Origin of the sequence: Pseudomonas sp. B26(2017) (genome assembly GCF_002113045.1) — a bacterium.
GTDB lineage: Bacteria > Pseudomonadota > Gammaproteobacteria > Pseudomonadales > Pseudomonadaceae > Aquipseudomonas.
In genome coordinates this window covers 24,701-40,268 of sequence record NZ_NEJJ01000018.1, presented here as the reverse complement: position 1 = coordinate 40,268, position 15,568 = coordinate 24,701, and the positions used below count along the sequence as shown (strand labels likewise).

12 protein-coding genes, 1 tRNA gene and 1 pseudogene are annotated in these 15,568 nt (G+C 61.0%); 13 read left to right on the top strand and 1 reads right to left on the bottom strand.

Annotated features, from left to right (window positions below):
• The first annotated feature begins 9 nt into the window (after nt 1-9).
• From CAF79_RS23735 to CAF79_RS23675, 13 genes and pseudogenes are all read left to right on the top strand, one after another.
• Nucleotides 10-825, top strand: coding sequence for an ABC transporter permease (locus CAF79_RS23735; protein ID WP_085700580.1), 816 nt, complete (start codon nt 10-12; stop codon nt 823-825).
• A complete protein-coding gene (locus CAF79_RS23730) occupies nt 822-1,610 on the top strand; it encodes an ABC transporter ATP-binding protein (RefSeq protein ID WP_085700579.1) in 789 nt (262 codons plus the stop codon). Before CAF79_RS23735 ends, CAF79_RS23730 begins: the two co-directional genes overlap by 4 nt.
• A 12-nt stretch (nt 1,611-1,622) precedes the next feature.
• Nucleotides 1,623-2,348: an urea amidolyase associated protein UAAP1 gene (locus CAF79_RS23725; RefSeq protein WP_085700578.1), complete on the top strand. Its 726-nt coding sequence runs from the start codon at nt 1,623-1,625 to the stop codon at nt 2,346-2,348.
• Nucleotides 2,349-2,359: 11 nt separating this feature from the next.
• The gene (locus CAF79_RS23720; protein WP_085700577.1) at nt 2,360-3,001 is read left to right on the top strand and encodes an urea amidolyase associated protein UAAP2; all 642 of its coding nucleotides are present in this window, start codon (nt 2,360-2,362) and stop codon (nt 2,999-3,001) included.
• 175 nt (nt 3,002-3,176) lie between these two features.
• Nucleotides 3,177-6,809 carry an urea carboxylase gene (uca, locus tag CAF79_RS23715; protein WP_085700576.1) on the top strand — a complete coding sequence of 1,211 codons (3,633 nt, stop codon included), beginning with the start codon at nt 3,177-3,179 and terminating at the stop codon, nt 6,807-6,809.
• A gap of 25 nt (nt 6,810-6,834) precedes the next feature.
• Entirely contained in the window at nt 6,835-8,607 is a 1,773-nt protein-coding gene (gene atzF, locus CAF79_RS23710) for an allophanate hydrolase (protein WP_085700575.1), read from the top strand.
• 169 nt (nt 8,608-8,776) lie between these two features.
• A complete protein-coding gene (locus CAF79_RS23705; RefSeq protein ID WP_085700574.1) occupies nt 8,777-10,264 on the top strand; it encodes a sensor domain-containing diguanylate cyclase in 1,488 nt (495 codons plus the stop codon).
• Between the two features lie 5 nt (nt 10,265-10,269).
• Complete coding sequence (locus tag CAF79_RS23700) at nt 10,270-10,488, top strand: cysteine-rich CWC family protein (RefSeq protein WP_085700573.1); 219 nt, start codon at nt 10,270-10,272, stop codon at nt 10,486-10,488.
• A gap of 33 nt (nt 10,489-10,521) precedes the next feature.
• Nucleotides 10,522-11,208, top strand: a pseudogene (locus tag CAF79_RS23695) (pseudouridine synthase); the annotation flags it as partial.
• A 322-nt stretch (nt 11,209-11,530) separates the two neighbouring features.
• On the top strand, nt 11,531-12,415 hold the full coding sequence (locus CAF79_RS23690) for an alpha/beta fold hydrolase (protein WP_085700572.1): 885 nt from the start codon (nt 11,531-11,533) through the stop codon (nt 12,413-12,415).
• 170 nt (nt 12,416-12,585) lie between these two features.
• Nucleotides 12,586-12,659: transfer RNA gene (locus CAF79_RS23685), tRNA-Gly, on the top strand.
• Nucleotides 12,660-13,136: 477 nt separating this feature from the next.
• Nucleotides 13,137-13,454: a helix-turn-helix transcriptional regulator gene (locus tag CAF79_RS23680; protein ID WP_064384151.1), complete on the top strand. Its 318-nt coding sequence runs from the start codon at nt 13,137-13,139 to the stop codon at nt 13,452-13,454.
• Nucleotides 13,447-14,706 (top strand): type II toxin-antitoxin system HipA family toxin, encoded by a 1,260-nt coding sequence (locus CAF79_RS23675; RefSeq protein WP_085700571.1) that lies wholly within the window; start codon nt 13,447-13,449, stop codon nt 14,704-14,706. Before CAF79_RS23680 ends, CAF79_RS23675 begins: the two co-directional genes overlap by 8 nt.
• An 80-nt stretch (nt 14,707-14,786) precedes the next feature.
• Here the strand turns inward: CAF79_RS23675 and CAF79_RS23670 are convergent, their stop codons facing one another.
• The gene (locus tag CAF79_RS23670) at nt 14,787-15,155 is read right to left on the bottom strand and encodes a DUF6124 family protein (RefSeq protein WP_085700570.1); all 369 of its coding nucleotides are present in this window, start codon (nt 15,153-15,155) and stop codon (nt 14,787-14,789) included.
• Between the last annotated feature and the right edge of the window lie 413 nt (nt 15,156-15,568).

The following is a 15,568-nucleotide window of genomic DNA, read 5'->3' as shown; positions in this document are numbered from 1 at the left end:
GATTTGGCCATGCGCCTGATCAATCGCCACCCGGATCGCCCCAGTCGTCTGCTGCTGGTGATCCTGCCGTTCGCCCTGGTGCTGTTCGCCTATTTCATGGGCTCGGCCGAACGTCTGGCGGAGAACCCCAACGACAAACTGCTGCCCAGTGCCGTGCAGATGACCGATGCGGTTAAACGCCTGGCATTCAATGCCGACAGCCGCACCGGTGAATATCTGCTCTGGCAGGACACCGCCGCGAGCCTGCAACGACTGGCCTTCGGCCTCGGTATCGCCGCGCTGGCCGGGCTGTGCCTGGGCATCGCGGCCGGAACCCTGCCGCTGTTCGGCGCACCGTTGTCGCCGATGCTGACGGTGTTATCGATGGTGCCACCCCTGGCGATCCTGCCGATTCTGTTCATCGTCTTCGGCCTCGGCGAGCTGTCGAAGGTGATGCTGATCGTGATCGGTATCACCCCGGCTCTCGCCCGAGATCTGGAACAGCGCGCGCGGGACATTCCGGTCGAACTGCTGATCAAGGCGCAGACCCTCGGCGCCTCGACCTGGACCCTGATGCTGCGTGTGGTTCTGCCGCAGCTGTTGCCGCGTCTGCTGATTTCACTGCGGCTGATGCTCGGTTCGGCGTGGCTGTTCCTGATCGCCGCCGAGGCGATCGCCTCCACCGACGGTCTGGGCTACCGGATTTTCCTCGTGCGTCGTTACCTGGCGATGGATGTGATTCTGCCGTACGTGGTGTGGATCACCCTGCTCGCCTGGCTGATGGACTGGGGCCTCAAGTGCCTGACCCGGCGTGCATTCCCCTGGTATGAGGGAGCAGCCAAATGAGCTTCATCACAGTGAAAAACGTCTGGCAGCAATACGCCGACCAAGTGGTGCTCGAAGGGCTGAACCTCAACGTCAACGAGGGTGAGTTCTGCACGCTGGTCGGAGCTTCGGGCTGCGGTAAATCGACCTTCCTGCGCCTGCTACTGGGTCAGGAAACCGCCAGTCGCGGCGAGATTCTGCTCGACGGCCAGCCACTGGCCCGCGAACCGGATGCCAGCCGTGGCGTGGTGTTCCAGCGCTACTCGGTGTTCCCGCACTTGAGCGTGCTGGACAACGTCGCCCTCGGCCTCGAACTGCCCCGGGCGCCACTGCTCGGGCGTCTGTTCGGCAGCGCCAAACGCGACGCCCGCGAACAGGCCACGGCGCTGCTGCAAAAAGTCGGCCTCGGCCATGCGCTGGACAAGTACCCGGCGCAACTGTCCGGCGGCATGCAACAGCGGCTGGCGATCGCCCAGGCGTTGATCATGAAACCGCGCGTGTTGCTGCTCGACGAACCGTTCGGCGCGCTCGATCCGGGCATTCGCAAGGACATGCACGCGCTGCTGCTGGAGCTGTGGCGCGAGACGCAACTGACCGTATTCATGGTCACCCACGACCTGTCCGAAGGCTTCAGCCTCGGCACCCGTCTGCTGGTGTTCGACAAGGTCCGCCTCGACCCGCACGCCCCCGGCGCCTATGGCGCCCGCATCACCTACGACATCCCTTTGAACAGCGACCGCCGTGCCCAACGCGCCGCCGTCGACGCCCTGCCGGAGCAACTGGCGAGCGCCCTTCGAACCGCTTGAGAGGAACCTTCCATGACTGATTCAACCCGAATTTTCCCGCCCTTCGCCGAAGAAACCCTGCCCGGCGGCGGCCATCGCTCCTTCGTCTTGAAACGCGGGCAGCTGCTGCGCCTGACGGATCTGCGCGGTGGTGCCAACGTCAGCCTGACCTTGCTCAACGCCAACGAAAAAACCGAGCGCCTGAACCTGCCCGACAGCCTCAAATGTCAACACACCGCCAAGCTGACCGCGGGCCATTGCCTCTACTCGGACATGGGCCGCGTGCTGGCGGCGATCACGGCGGATACCTGCGGCTGGAGTGACAGTCTCGGCGGCGTGCTGTGCGCCGAGGAAGTCGCGGAGAAATACGGCCAGGGCCGCTATCAGGAACTGCGCAACGGCTTCTTTCGCAACGGCACCGACAACCTGCTGGTGGAGCTCGGCAAGTGGGGGCTGGGCCTGTCCGACCTGCTGATGACCCTCAACCTGTTCAGCCGGGTCAACGTCGACGACAGCGGGCGTTTGCACTTTGTCGAAGGCCATTCGCAGGCCGGTGACTACATCGAACTCTATGCACCGATGGACACCCTGGTTGTGCTCACAGCTCTGCAACATCCACTGGATCCGTCGCCGCAATACGCGCCCAAACCGCTGAAGCTGAGCTGGATGAACGCCGACCCGAGCGTCGCCGAGCACTGCCGTACCTCGCGCCCGGAGAACGAGCGCGGCTTCATCAACACCGACCGTTTGTTCGCCTGAGGATCGTCGCCATGTCAGTTGCTATCGCCACTTCGCAAAAACAACCGGACACTGCGGTATACCGCGCCACCATTCCCGCCGGCGAACCCTGGCTGATGGAGGTCAAGGCCGGCCAGACCCTGCGCATCCTTGATCTGGAAGGCAATCAGGCGGTCGACACCTTGTTTTACAGCGCCGCCAATCCCCGTGAGCGCTACGACGTGCAGCGCACATTGCGTCGACAAAACAACGTCTACCTGAGCACCGGCAGCGTTTTGTATTCCAACCTCAGCAAACCGATGCTGACCATCATCGCCGACACCTGCGGCCGCCACGACACCCTCGGCGGCGCCTGCGCGCAAGAGAGCAACACCGTGCGCTACGCCCTGGAAAAACGCTACATGCACAGCTGCCGCGACAACTACCTGCGCGCCTGCGCCCACGACGGGCGCCTGGGCAAAGGTGACATCGGGCCGAACATCAATTTCTTCATGAACGTGCCGGTCACTGCCGAGGGCGGCCTGACCTTCGAAGACGGAATTTCCGCCCCCGGCAAATACGTCGACCTGCGCGCGGAGATGGACGTGATCGTGCTGATTTCCAACTGCCCGCAACTGAACAATCCGTGCAACGCCTACAACCCGACACCTGCGGAGCTACTGGTATGGAACTGAAATTCGTCCGTCTGCGCCGCTGGTTGTTTGCCCTGTGCCAGGCGCGCTCGGGCCAGTGCCTGAAAAAGTGAAGTGATTTCGCCGTCGGGGACGACCCTGGCGCCTGAACAAAAACGGCGGGACGGCCCGCCTCCCAGTCGAGCCCTCCACCTGCGCGGGCTCCGGGGGATTTTCCATGTTCGAAAAAGTCCTGATTGCCAACCGTGGCGCGATTGCCTGCCGCATTCTGCGCACCTTGCGTGAACTGCACGTCGAAGGCGTCGCGGTCTACTCCGAAGCCGATGCCGCCAGCCTGCACATCCTGCAAGCTGAAGAAGCGCACAGCCTTGGCGAAGGCGCAGCGGCCGGCACCTATCTGGCCGTGGACAAGATTCTCGCCATCGCCAAAGCCAGTGGCGCCACAGCAATCCACCCCGGTTACGGCTTCCTTTCGGAAAACGCCGCGTTCGCCGAAGCCTGCGCAAACCATGGCATTGCCTTCATCGGCCCGACACCGGAGCAACTGCGGGTGTTCGGCCTCAAGCACACCGCACGCGCCCTGGCCAAACAGCACGGTGTGCCGATGCTTGAAGGCACCGAACTGCTCGACAGCCTTGAAGCCGCACTGATTGCCGGCGAACAGGTCGGTTATCCGGTAATGCTCAAAAGCACTGCCGGTGGCGGTGGCATCGGCATGCGCGTGTGCCGTAACCCCGGCGAACTGAGCGAGTCGTTCGACGCAGTGAAGCGCCTCGGTCAGAACAACTTCAGCGACGCCGGCGTGTTCATCGAGAAGTACATCCAGCGTGCGCGGCATCTGGAAGTTCAGGTGTTCGGCGACGGCCACGGTGCGGTGATCGCCCTCGGCGTGCGCGACTGCTCGGTGCAGCGGCGCAATCAGAAAGTCCTTGAAGAAACCCCGGCACCGAACCTGCCCGAAGGCATGGCGGATGAGCTGTGCGCAGCGGCGATCAAACTGGCCAAGGCAGTGAATTACCGCAGCGCCGGCACCGTCGAATTCGTTTTCGACAGCGATGCGCAGCGCTTCTATTTTCTGGAAGTGAACACCCGGTTGCAGGTTGAGCACGGCGTCACCGAACAGGTGTGGGGCGTCGATCTGGTGCGCTGGATGATCGAGTTGGCGGCCGGTGACTTGCCGCCGCTGGCCGAGTTGTTCGCAGGCCTGCAACCGCAAGGGCATGCGATTCAGGCGCGGCTGTATGCCGAGGATCCGGGCCGCGATTTCCAGCCCAGCCCCGGCTTGCTGACGGCGGTCGATTTCCCGGTCGCCGATGGCCGGCACCTACGCATCGACACCTGGGTCGAGGCCGGTTGTGAGATCCCGCCCTACTTCGATCCGATGATCGCCAAAATCATCAGCTGGGCGCCGACCCGCGAACAGGCCCGCACCGATCTGCATCAGGCCCTCGGCGACAGCCAGCTGTACGGCGTGGAAACCAACCGCGACTACCTGCGGCAGATTCTGCTCGACACGCCGTTCGCCAGCGGCCAGCCCTGGACCCGTTGCCTGGAAGGCCTGGTGTACCAGGCCAACACCTTCGAAGTGCTGAGCGCCGGCACCCAGACCAGTGTCCAGGACTACCCCGGTCGCCTCGGTTACTGGGCGGTCGGCGTGCCACCTTCGGGGCCGATGGACAGTCGCGCGCTGCGTCTGGGCAATCGTCTACTGGGTAACGATGAAGGCCTGGCGGCGCTGGAAATCACCATGAGCGGGCCGTTGCTGCGCTTCAATTGCGATGCGGTGGTGGCCGTGACCGGCGCACCGATTGCCCTGACACTCGACGGTCAGCCGCAGGCGATGAATACCGCCCTGCTGATCCCCGCGGGCAGCCAGCTGCATCTGGGCAATCTGTCGGGCGCCGGAGCCCGCAGCTACCTGTGCCTGCGCGGCGGGTTGCAAGTGCCGGATTATCTGGGCAGCAAAAGCACCTTCACCCTCGGTCAGTTCGGTGGTCATGGCGGACGTGCCTTGCGCGCCGGCGACGTATTGCATCTGGCCGCCCTGAGTGAGCGCAGCACCGGGCAGACATTGCCCCCCCATCACGTCAGCGAATTACCTGCCGTGCGCCGGATCCGCGTCATCTACGGCCCCCATGGCGCGCCTGAGTATTTCACTGAAAACTACATCGACACCTTTTTCGCCACGCAATGGGAAGTGCATTTCAACTCCAGCCGCACCGGCGTGCGCCTGATCGGACCGAAACCGGAGTGGGTGCGCGCCGACGGCGGCGAGGCCGGCCTGCATCCGTCGAACATTCACGACAATCCCTACGCCATCGGTGCGGTGGACTTCACCGGTGACATGCCGGTGATCCTCGGCCCGGACGGCCCGAGCCTTGGCGGTTTCGTGTGCCCGGTGACGGTGATCGAGGCGGATCTCTGGCAACTGGGTCAACTCAAGGCCGGGGACAAAGTGCAGTTCGTGCCCGTCGACCTCAAGACCGCACGCGATCTCATTCTGAAATGGGATTCCTGTGAAAGCGCGATTGCCAGCGATGAAGTTGACGCGGTGTCTGCTCGGGCCCTGTCGCTGGCAAGCCAGCTCCCACAGGGCCTGGTTTCGCCTGTGGTTCTGGAATTGGGTCAGGACGACAAGCGGCTGGTCGGGCGTGTGTCCGGCGATACCCATCTGCTGCTGGAAATCGGCGCCCCGGAGCTGGATCTGGTCCTGCGCTTCCGGGCCCACGCACTGATCCAGGCGCTGGAAGGCAAAAACCTGCACGGCGTGATCGACCTGACACCCGGCATTCGTTCACTGCAGATCCACTATCAGCCCGAACAACTGCCGCTGGCCGATCTGCTCGGGATCGTCGCGGGCGAGTGGGATGCCGTGTGCGCTGCCGGGGATCTGCAAGTACCGTCGCGCATCGTCCACCTGCCGTTGTCTTGGGACGATCCGGCCTGCCAGTTGGCGATCGAGAAATACATGACCACCGTACGCAAGGACGCGCCGTGGTGCCCGAGCAATCTGGAGTTCATCCGCCGCATCAATGACCTGCCCAACCTCGACGAGGTGCAACGCACAGTGTTCGATGCGAGCTATCTGGTGATGGGCCTCGGTGATGTCTACCTCGGTGCGCCGGTCGCCACACCGCTCGACCCGCGCCATCGGCTGGTGACCACCAAGTACAACCCGGCGCGCACCTGGACCGCCGAAAACTCGGTGGGCATCGGCGGCGCCTACCTGTGCGTCTACGGCATGGAAGGCCCGGGCGGATATCAGTTCGTCGGGCGTACCTTGCAGATGTGGAACCGCTATCGCGAAGTCGCCGCGTTCGAAGGCAAACCGTGGCTGCTGCGGTTTTTCGATCAGATCCGTTTCTACCCGGTCACCGCCGAAGAACTGCTGCGCATCCGCCGCGACTTTCCTCTCGGCCGCTTCGACCTGAACATCGAACAGAGCCAGCTCAACCTCGGCGAATATCAAGCGTTTCTCAACCGCGAGGCCGAGAGCATCCACGCCTTTCGCCTGCAGCAACAAGCCGCGTTCAACGCCGAGCGCGAACGCTGGATCGCCAGCGGCCAGGCGCATTTCGACAGCGAAGAGGCCGTGTCGCAAAGCTGCGAAGAAATGCCACTGGCCTGCGGTCAGCAGAGTGTCGACAGCCATATCGCCGGCAACCTGTGGCAGGTCCAGGTCGAGGTCGGAAGTCGCGTCGCGGCCGGCGATGCGTTGGTGATCCTGGAGTCGATGAAGATGGAAATCCCCGTACTCGCACCGCTGCCCGGCGTGGTCCGGGAGATTCGCGTGCAACCCGGTTCGGCGGTACGCGCCGGTCAACGGGTCGTGGTGCTGGAACTCGACTGAACCCATTTTTGCAAAGGATGACCCCATGAATCTGCAACTCGATGCCCTGCGCCAGGCCTACCGCGACGGCCAGACCACCCCCCGCAAATTGCTGTTGGCCCTGCGGGAAAAAGCCGCTGCGCTCAATCCCGACTATCACTTGTTTATTCATCTGCTCAGCGTCGAGGAACTGGAGCCGTACCTCGCCAGCCTCGACGGTCGCGATCCAGAGAGCTTGCCGCTGTATGGCGTGCCGTTCGCGATCAAGGACAACATTGACCTGGCCGGTGTCCCGACCACGGCCGCGTGCCCGGCATTCGCCTACGTTCCCGAACGTTCGGCCACCATCGTCGAACAGTTGCTGGCGCTGGGCGCAATTCCGCTCGGCAAGACCAACCTCGACCAGTTCGCCACCGGCCTCAATGGCAGCCGATCACCGTACGGCGCTTGCCCGAACAGCGTGTTGCCGGAATATCCCTCCGGTGGTTCGAGCGCCGGCTCGTCGCTGGCGGTGGCGCTCGGCGTGGCCAGTTTCGCGTTGGGCACCGACACCGCGGGCTCCGGTCGGGTGCCGGCGGCGTTGAACAATCTGGTGGGTCTGAAGGCCAGCAAAGGGCTGATCTCCACCGCCGGGGTCGTACCGGCCTGCCGCACGCTCGATTGCGTCACCACGTTCACCGCAACGGCGCGGGAAGCCAGTCAGCTACTGGCGCTGACCGCGCACCTCGATCCGAGGGACGAATACAGCCGCAGTAATCCGTCATGGAATGACGGTTCCGCGTTCGGCGTACCACGGCCGTTCCGCTTCGGTGTACCACGTGCGCAAGACCTGGAATTTTTCGGCTGTGAGGAAGGCCCGCAGCTGTTCGGCGATGCCATTGACCGTCTGAAAGCTCTGGGCGGTGAAGCGGTCGAGCTGGACTTGTCGCCGTTCCTCGAAGCGGCACGGTTGCTCTATGAAGGGCCGTGGGTGGCCGAGCGCTACAGCGTGGCCGGCGAGTTGATGGAAGAAAATCCTGCGGCGGTGCTGTCGGTGATCCGCGCGGTGCTGGCCAAGGCACCAGCCGTCAGCGGCGTGCAGACGTTCCGTGCGCAATATCGCCTGCAAGCACTGAAAGCCGTTTGCGATCAAGCACTGGAAGGACTCGACTGCGTGCTCACGCCCACTATTGGTCGTCCGGTGACGCTGGCAGAGCTCGACGCGGAACCGGTGCTGCGCAATTCCGAACTGGGCTACTACACCAACTTCATGAACCTGCTCGATTACGCCGCCGTCGCCGTACCCGGCGGTTTCATGGCCAACGGGCTGCCGTGGGGTGTGACGCTGTTTGGTCGAGCGTTCACCGATCAGTATCTACTGGGCGTGGCCGATGCCTTGCAGCGCCAGCAGGATCGCGCGCTGCCGACGCCGAACAACCCGGCGCGCCATGACCGTGCACGACTGGTGGTCTGCGGTGCGCATCTGGACGGACTGGCCCTGAACTGGCAACTGCGTCAGCGCGGCGCACGCCTGATCGAAGCCACCTGCAGCTCGAAGGACTACAAACTTTATGCCCTGGCCGGTGGCCCGCCGTTGCGCCCGGGCATGCTGCGCGTGGCCGACGGTGGCGTGGCCATCGCGGTGGAAGTCTGGGAGTTACCGAGCAGTGAACTGGGCTCGTTCCTGACCGGGATCCCGGCGCCGCTGGGCCTGGGTAAGGTGCAACTGGCGGATGGCCGATGGGAAAGCGGATTCATCTGCGAACCTTACGGCCTGGAAGGTGCAACCGATATCAGCCATTTGGGTGGGTGGCGAGCGTATCTGCAAACCAGAACCTGATTCGAAAACCGGCCCCCTTTCGTTCCGGGAGGGGGGCTGGATGAGCAAGCCATTCTCCAGACACACCTGCCCGGCTGATCCCCCCGCATTTCAGGCACAAATCCCGCAGTCTTTTCCCCGCCGTGCCACTAGAATGCTGCCCATCGGGTCACTGTCAACGGAATTGCCAATGCCGCTCAGATCTGCGTTTTACTCCCAACGTTCGCTGGTATTGACTCTGGTCGCCTTCCTCGGCGCAGGTTTCCTCGCCACCTCGCTGCTCAGCTACTACGCCTCGCGGGCCTCGATCCGCGACAACATCGTCAACACCGAACTGCCGCTGACCTCCGACACGGTGTACTCGGAAATCCAGAAAGACCTCGTCAGACCGATCCTGATTTCCTCGATGATGTCGCGCGACACGTTCATGCGCGACTGGGTGGTGAACGGCGAAAAAGACAGCGACCAGATGACCCGTTACCTCGACGAGGTCATGACCCACTACGGCGCCTACACCGCGTTCTTCGTCTCCAACAGCACCCACACCTACTACCACGCCAAGGGCGTGCTCAAGCAGGTGAAAATCGACGAGCCGCGCGACACCTGGTACTTCCGCGTGCGCGACATGAAGGATCCGTACGAGATCAATGTCGACCCGGACCTGGCCAACAAAGACAACATGACCTTCTTCATCAACTACAAGGTCTACGACTACAACGATCGCTTCATCGGCGCCGCCGGCGTAGGGCTGACGGTGGATGCGGTGATCAAGCTGATCGACAAGTACCAGCAGCGTTATCAACGCAGCGTTTACTTCGTCGACACCTTCGGCCGACTGGTCTTGACCGGCGCCGAGGGCGGCCCGGAAGGTGCGCGGGTCGGGAAAAGCCTCAACGATCTCGACAGCATGAAAACCCTGGTCAGCCAGTTGCCCAAACCCCACAGCGGCAGCTACGAATATTCCGCCCACGGCCAGGGACATTTCCTCAACGTGCGGTTCATTCCCGAGTTGAACTGGTACCTGTTCGTCGACAAACGTGAAGACGGCGCGCTGAGCGAAATCCGCCAGTCGCTGTATATCAATCTGCTGATCTGCCTGCTGGTGACGTTGATCGTGCTGTGGCTGGTCAACCGCTTGATCAAGCGCTACCAGGACAAGATCCACGCCCAGGCCACCCTCGACAGCCTCACCGAACTGCCCAACCGCCGCGGCTTCGACCTGCTCGCCGCGCAAGCCCTGCTGGAAGCCCGCCGCGAGCCAAAACCACTGACAGCGTTGCTTCTGGATCTGGACCATTTCAAGGAGTTGAACGATACCTTCGGACACATGGCCGGCGATCAGGTTTTGATCGGCTTTGCCCGGGACCTGCAAAGCTGCCTGCGCCATTCCGACATCGTCTGCCGTTGGGGTGGTGAGGAATTTATCGTGCTGCTGAAGGACACCGACGGCGAGACCGGTCAGAAGATTGCCGAGAAGATCCGCCAGCACGTCGAACAGCATGAATATGCCTACAACGGTCACACGCTGAATCTGACGGTCAGCATCGGCGCCACCACCCTGCAACGGGATGACACCTTGCACAGCCTGCTGTCCCGGGCCGATCATGCGATGTATCGGGCCAAACAGACTGGCCGCAATCGCACCTGCGTGGAAATGCCTCACTCGACCTATGCCTGAAGCCCATGAACAAACCTGACCTCTGCCCGGCCTGTGGCGCCCGCAACGACTGCACCCTGGCCGACCCGCGCACCGCCGACCGCGCCTGCTGGTGCTACGGCGTCACCATCGATCCGGCAGTGCTCGAAGCCCTGCCGCCGCAACTGCGCGACCAATCCTGCCTGTGCCCGCGTTGCGCCCAGGTCGAAGCGCAACTGCAAGCGGCCAAGCCGTCGATCCCGTAAGATGCGCGCCCCGCTGCCTGCCGATTCCTGATCATGCGTGTCGACCGTTTCCTCAGTAACCTGCCCCGCTACAACCGCAAGCAGGTTCGCCTGTTGCTGGTGGAAAAGCGCGTGCGCATTGACGGAAAAGTCGTCAGCGATCCCCACAGCGAAGTCCTGGAATTCAGCCGTGTTGAAGTCGACGACGAAGTGCTGCAAAGCGGCAAACCGGCACGCTATTTCATGCTGCACAAACCGCAGGGCTGCGTCAGCGCCACCCGCGATCCCGAGCACCCGACCGTGCTCGACCTGATCCACGAGCCGGACAAGGACGACCTGCACATCGCCGGGCGTCTGGACTTCAACACCACCGGGCTGATGCTGATCACCAACGATGGCACCTGGTCGCGGCGCCTGACCCAGCCGCAGACCAAGCTGCCGAAGGTCTACTACGTCGAGACCGAGCAGGAGATCGGCCCGGAATATGCGATCAAGTTCGCCGAGGGGATCTATTTCGCCTTCGAAGACCTGACCACCCAACCGGCGCAACTGCAAGTGCTCGGCCCGCGAACGGCACGGCTGAGCATCGTCGAGGGTCGCTACCATCAGGTGAAGCGCATGTTCGGTCACTTCAACAACAAAGTGCTGCGGCTGCACCGCGAATCCATGGGCCTGCTGAACCTGGATAACGCGCTAAAACCGGGCGAATACCGGGCCTTGCGCACCGAAGAGATTCATTTGTTCCAAGCGGCCGACCGCTCAGCAGAAGTTGTCGAACAATTTACCAACGGCACTTGCGCGATCCGGATCCCCCTGCTTGAATCAGGACGTCGGCCAAATTGTGACCGATGAGTCACATATAACTTCCAAGAAACTTTTTGCCGGTAGACAGCCCTCAGGGCTGCGCCTCAGCCGGCAGATTGCCCGCCAATAACAATACCCGTCGACCTGCCGTTCCGGATCGACATGGGCTCCAAAATTCCAGGCGTATGCCTACCTGTCACAAAGCTCGTGCAATCTCTATTTGCGCGCATACCCGCTTGCTTGCCAGGAGTCTTATGACATGAGGCCAGAAATCGCTGTGCTGGATATACAGGGTCAGTATCGGGTTTACACGGAGTTCTATCGCGCAGACGCCGCAGAAAAGACCATCATTCTGGTCAACGGCTCGATGGCCACGACTGCGTCGTTTGCACAAACCGTGAAAAACCTGCACCCGCAATTCAATGTGGTCTGCTACGACCAGCCCTACGCGGGCAAGTCGAAAGTCCACAATCGCCACGAGAAACATCTGACGAAAGAAGTCGAAGGTCTGATCCTGCTGGAGCTGATCGATCACTTCGCCGCTGAACACGTTTTGTCGTTCTCCTGGGGTGGTGCCGCGACCATGGTCGCCCTCGCCCATCAGCCTCGGCGCATTGAAAAAGCCGTGATCAGCTCGTTCTCACCGGTGATCAACGCGCACATGCTTGACTACCTGGAACGCGGCGTCGAATGCCTCGGCCAACGTGACGGCGACCGGGTCGGGCACCTGGTCAATAACACCATCGGCAAACACCTGCCGTCGCTGTTCAAGCGCTTCAACTATCGCCACGTCAGCAGCCTGGCCGAGCACGAATACGGGCAGATGCATTTCCACATCAACGACGTGCTGCACAGCGACCGTCAGTGCTATCTGAACGCGGCGAAGAAAATCAACGTGCCGGTGCTGTTCATGAATGGCGAATGGGATGAATACACCGCCGCCGAAGACGCACGCCTGTTCGGCAACCACGTCGCGCAGAGCACCTTCACCACCCTGCAGGCCACCGGACACTTCCTCGACATGGAACACAAGTCCGCCTGCCGGGACAGCCAGAACGCCCTGCTCGGTTTCCTGAAACCGGCGCAACAGGCCAGCCGAACGCGTTACCAGTTAGTCCAGGATCACCATGCATTGGCCATTTGAAACAGCGTCCTCGCGAGCAAGCCTGCAGAGCTGAGATTCAGCCGTCCTCCAGCCCGCAGCGCTTGCCCGCGATTGACCGATGTCGGCTCTGTTTCAGGACTTTCCGTAGTTCGCGTGCAAAGAAAACTTCAAATCCGTGGCCGAGTCTGGTACAAAGTCAGCCGCTCTGAGCGGGTGTCGTATAATGGCATTACTCCAGCTTCCCAAGCTGATAACGAGGGTTCGATTCCCTTCACCCGCTCCAACCGAATTCATGTCCTGCGTCGTGGTTTGACGAAGGATGCGCAAACAGAAAAAACCGGCCTTGATGGCCGGTTTTTTTGTGTCCGGGATTTAGTAGCGAGCAAGCCAGCTTTGAACCATTCAGAAACAACACGTTGATTGAATTCCCCCCATCTGCGCTTACGCTCCTGACAGTCAGTCACTCATGTCGTGAGCGCTCGTTATCGAAGCGTTCGGCTTCAAGGGAGAGATCCGCATGCCTCCCCGGCTGCTTCTAGGACAGAGGCGATCAAGGGTATGCGAATGGTTTCGATGGAGTCTCAACGTAAAGCCAAGCTAAAGCGGTTTTAACACCGACAATTTAATTCTGAATTATTGTGTTTTATCGGCATTAATCGCAGATAACCCACATCAAAATGGAGTTAACTGATTTGACGCAATGAAGGTTAACTCTATAATTTTGGGTATTAACCGACCTTTATGCGACATAAGGCACACCATGCTGGAATTAAGCCTCAGCAAACCAAGCGAGATCGTCAAACGGCTCTGCCAACGCCTGCGCACAGAGCGGATAGCCCTGCAGATGACGCAAGCCGATGTGGCTGCTCGCGCAGGTGTCGGCACCAATACGGTGGCCAACCTTGAAGCCGGGCGCAATGTCAGTTTCGAAACCGTAGTTCGAGTGGCCATGGTTGTGGGGCGCGTCCAGGAAATCGAAGACCTGTTCTTGCCAAAACTGGACAGCCTGGACGACATCCTTCGTTACGAAGACAGCTCCAGGCGTCAGCGCATAAAAAGGAAATCAGGAAATGCTTGAACAAGTGGACGTCTACTACGATGGCTGGGGTGAACACTGGCGGTGGGGCACGCTCGTTTCCACGACGGCTATCACCGGTCGCCCACTGATCGTGTTCGAGTACAGCGACGAGGCAAAGAACAGAGGTCTGGAATTGTCGGCGTACAGACTTCCATTGGAAGGCCCCAAGTTACGGCGGGACTTTCCGCTCCATCAATTGGGTTTGCCTGGACCGGTCTACGATGCGCTGCCGGATGGCTGGGGCATGCTGCTGATGGATCGATTGTTCAAGCGGCGCGGCCTTAATTCCGCACGTATCGGCCCACTCGAGCGCCTCGCTTACATCGGCAACAATGCCATGGGCGCAATGTCATTCGAGCCGGTAGCACCCGAGGCGCTGGAGCCGCAAGTTGAGGTCTCCATTGATCTGCTGGCTGCCGAGGTGCAGGAAGTCCTCAAGGGTGAGGGTGGCGAGTTCTTGCAACAGCTGTTGCTGGTGGGTGGATCTCCGCAGGGTGCCAGACCAAAAGCCTTGGTCTATCGCGATCCGCGAACAGGCATCTTTACCACCATAGCCAGATCAGGCTTCGAGGCCTGGCTGGTCAAGTTTCCCGCCCGGCAGGAGCACCCCGAGGTATGTGCCATCGAAATGGTCTACGCCGAATGCTTGCGGATGTGTGGAATAAACACACCTGACACTCAGTACTTCAGCCTGCCGAACGGGCTGGCAGCGTTTGCTACCAAACGCTTTGATCGCGAAGACAACTTACGCGTGCCGATGCAAAGTCTCGCGGCCTTCACTGCCGCCGACTTCCAGAATGCCGGTGTGCTGGACTACGTCAACTTCTTGCGTGCGACCCATCTCTGCACCAATGACGTACGAGAGAAAGCGCTCGCGTTTGAGCGTGTAGTCTTCAACGTCGCGTTCAACAACCGCGATGACCACCCCAAGAACTTCGCCTACATCATGTCTAAATCGGGCCAATGGACGCTGGCGCCCGCCTACGATGTGACCTTCTGTGAGGGTCCCGGCGGATACCACCAGATGGACGTCATGGGCGAAGCATTGGAGATCGGACGAAAAGCCATGCTCGACCTTGCAGAGGAAGCGGAAGTATCGGCTGAAACGGCCGACGGCATCATCGCCCGATTCTGCGAGGTGGCTGATCAGTTCGCGACGATGGCAGAAAAGATGTACCCCGGCATCATCACTCAGGACACGTTGCAGACTATCCAGAAACGAATCGATGAAAACGTCGAGCGGCTTCGCTGAGATTGCTCTGCCAAAGCGCCAAAAATGAAAAAACCGGTCGCGATGACCGGTTTTTTTATACCTGCCAAAACATCTGCAAATCAGTCCTTCACCTCAACATGATCCAGCGCCTGATTCACCGCCAATTCCCCCAGCATCACCAGTTGCGCAATGCCTATCGCTGTTCTGCGGTGGGCGGGGTCGAGGGTGGCGGCGAAGTTGTTGAGCATCTCGGAGGCCGAGCCCAGTGATTCGCTGGCGTTGGCCAGCAGGGATTCGGTGTCGTAGGCCGGGTTGGCGAAGTACATCGGGTCGGGTTGGTTGGTCGTGCCCATGACATGGGCGCCTGGGCTGAGGTAGTGGTCGAGGGCGCGGTTGGCGGCGTCGTTGAGTTTTCTGCAGTCGATAGAGACATACGGGGACGTCGGGTCGGTTTCGACTTCAGGGGGATTAGGTGTTGGCTTGAACATGATTTCATCTCTCAAAGTATAGGTTTGAGCTGATCCACTCGGTTCCACGCGAGAGGAGGCAGCTGTACGCGGGTTGGAACCCGGGGAGAGACAACCCGACAGACACAAAGGTCTCCCGCGCACAGCCGCCATAACTGAGTGCACACATTCAAGGTGCGCAGCATACGTCATGAACAACGCTTGTGCGTCGTCAACTCTACTCGGGGTTCCAATCCCGATCGCCGATTCATCAGCGACCCTCACAGGCTAGAGCCCGCACTTCCGACGGACAACCTGAAAACCTTGTGGGAAGGTTCAGTGAACGGAACCCACTCTTTAAACATCCCGAATCGAAAAACCACGTTTACAGATCCCCAACATTCCCCTGGTTCTCACGCTCGCCACGACCCGCTAGCATTTCCCCATCGCCCACC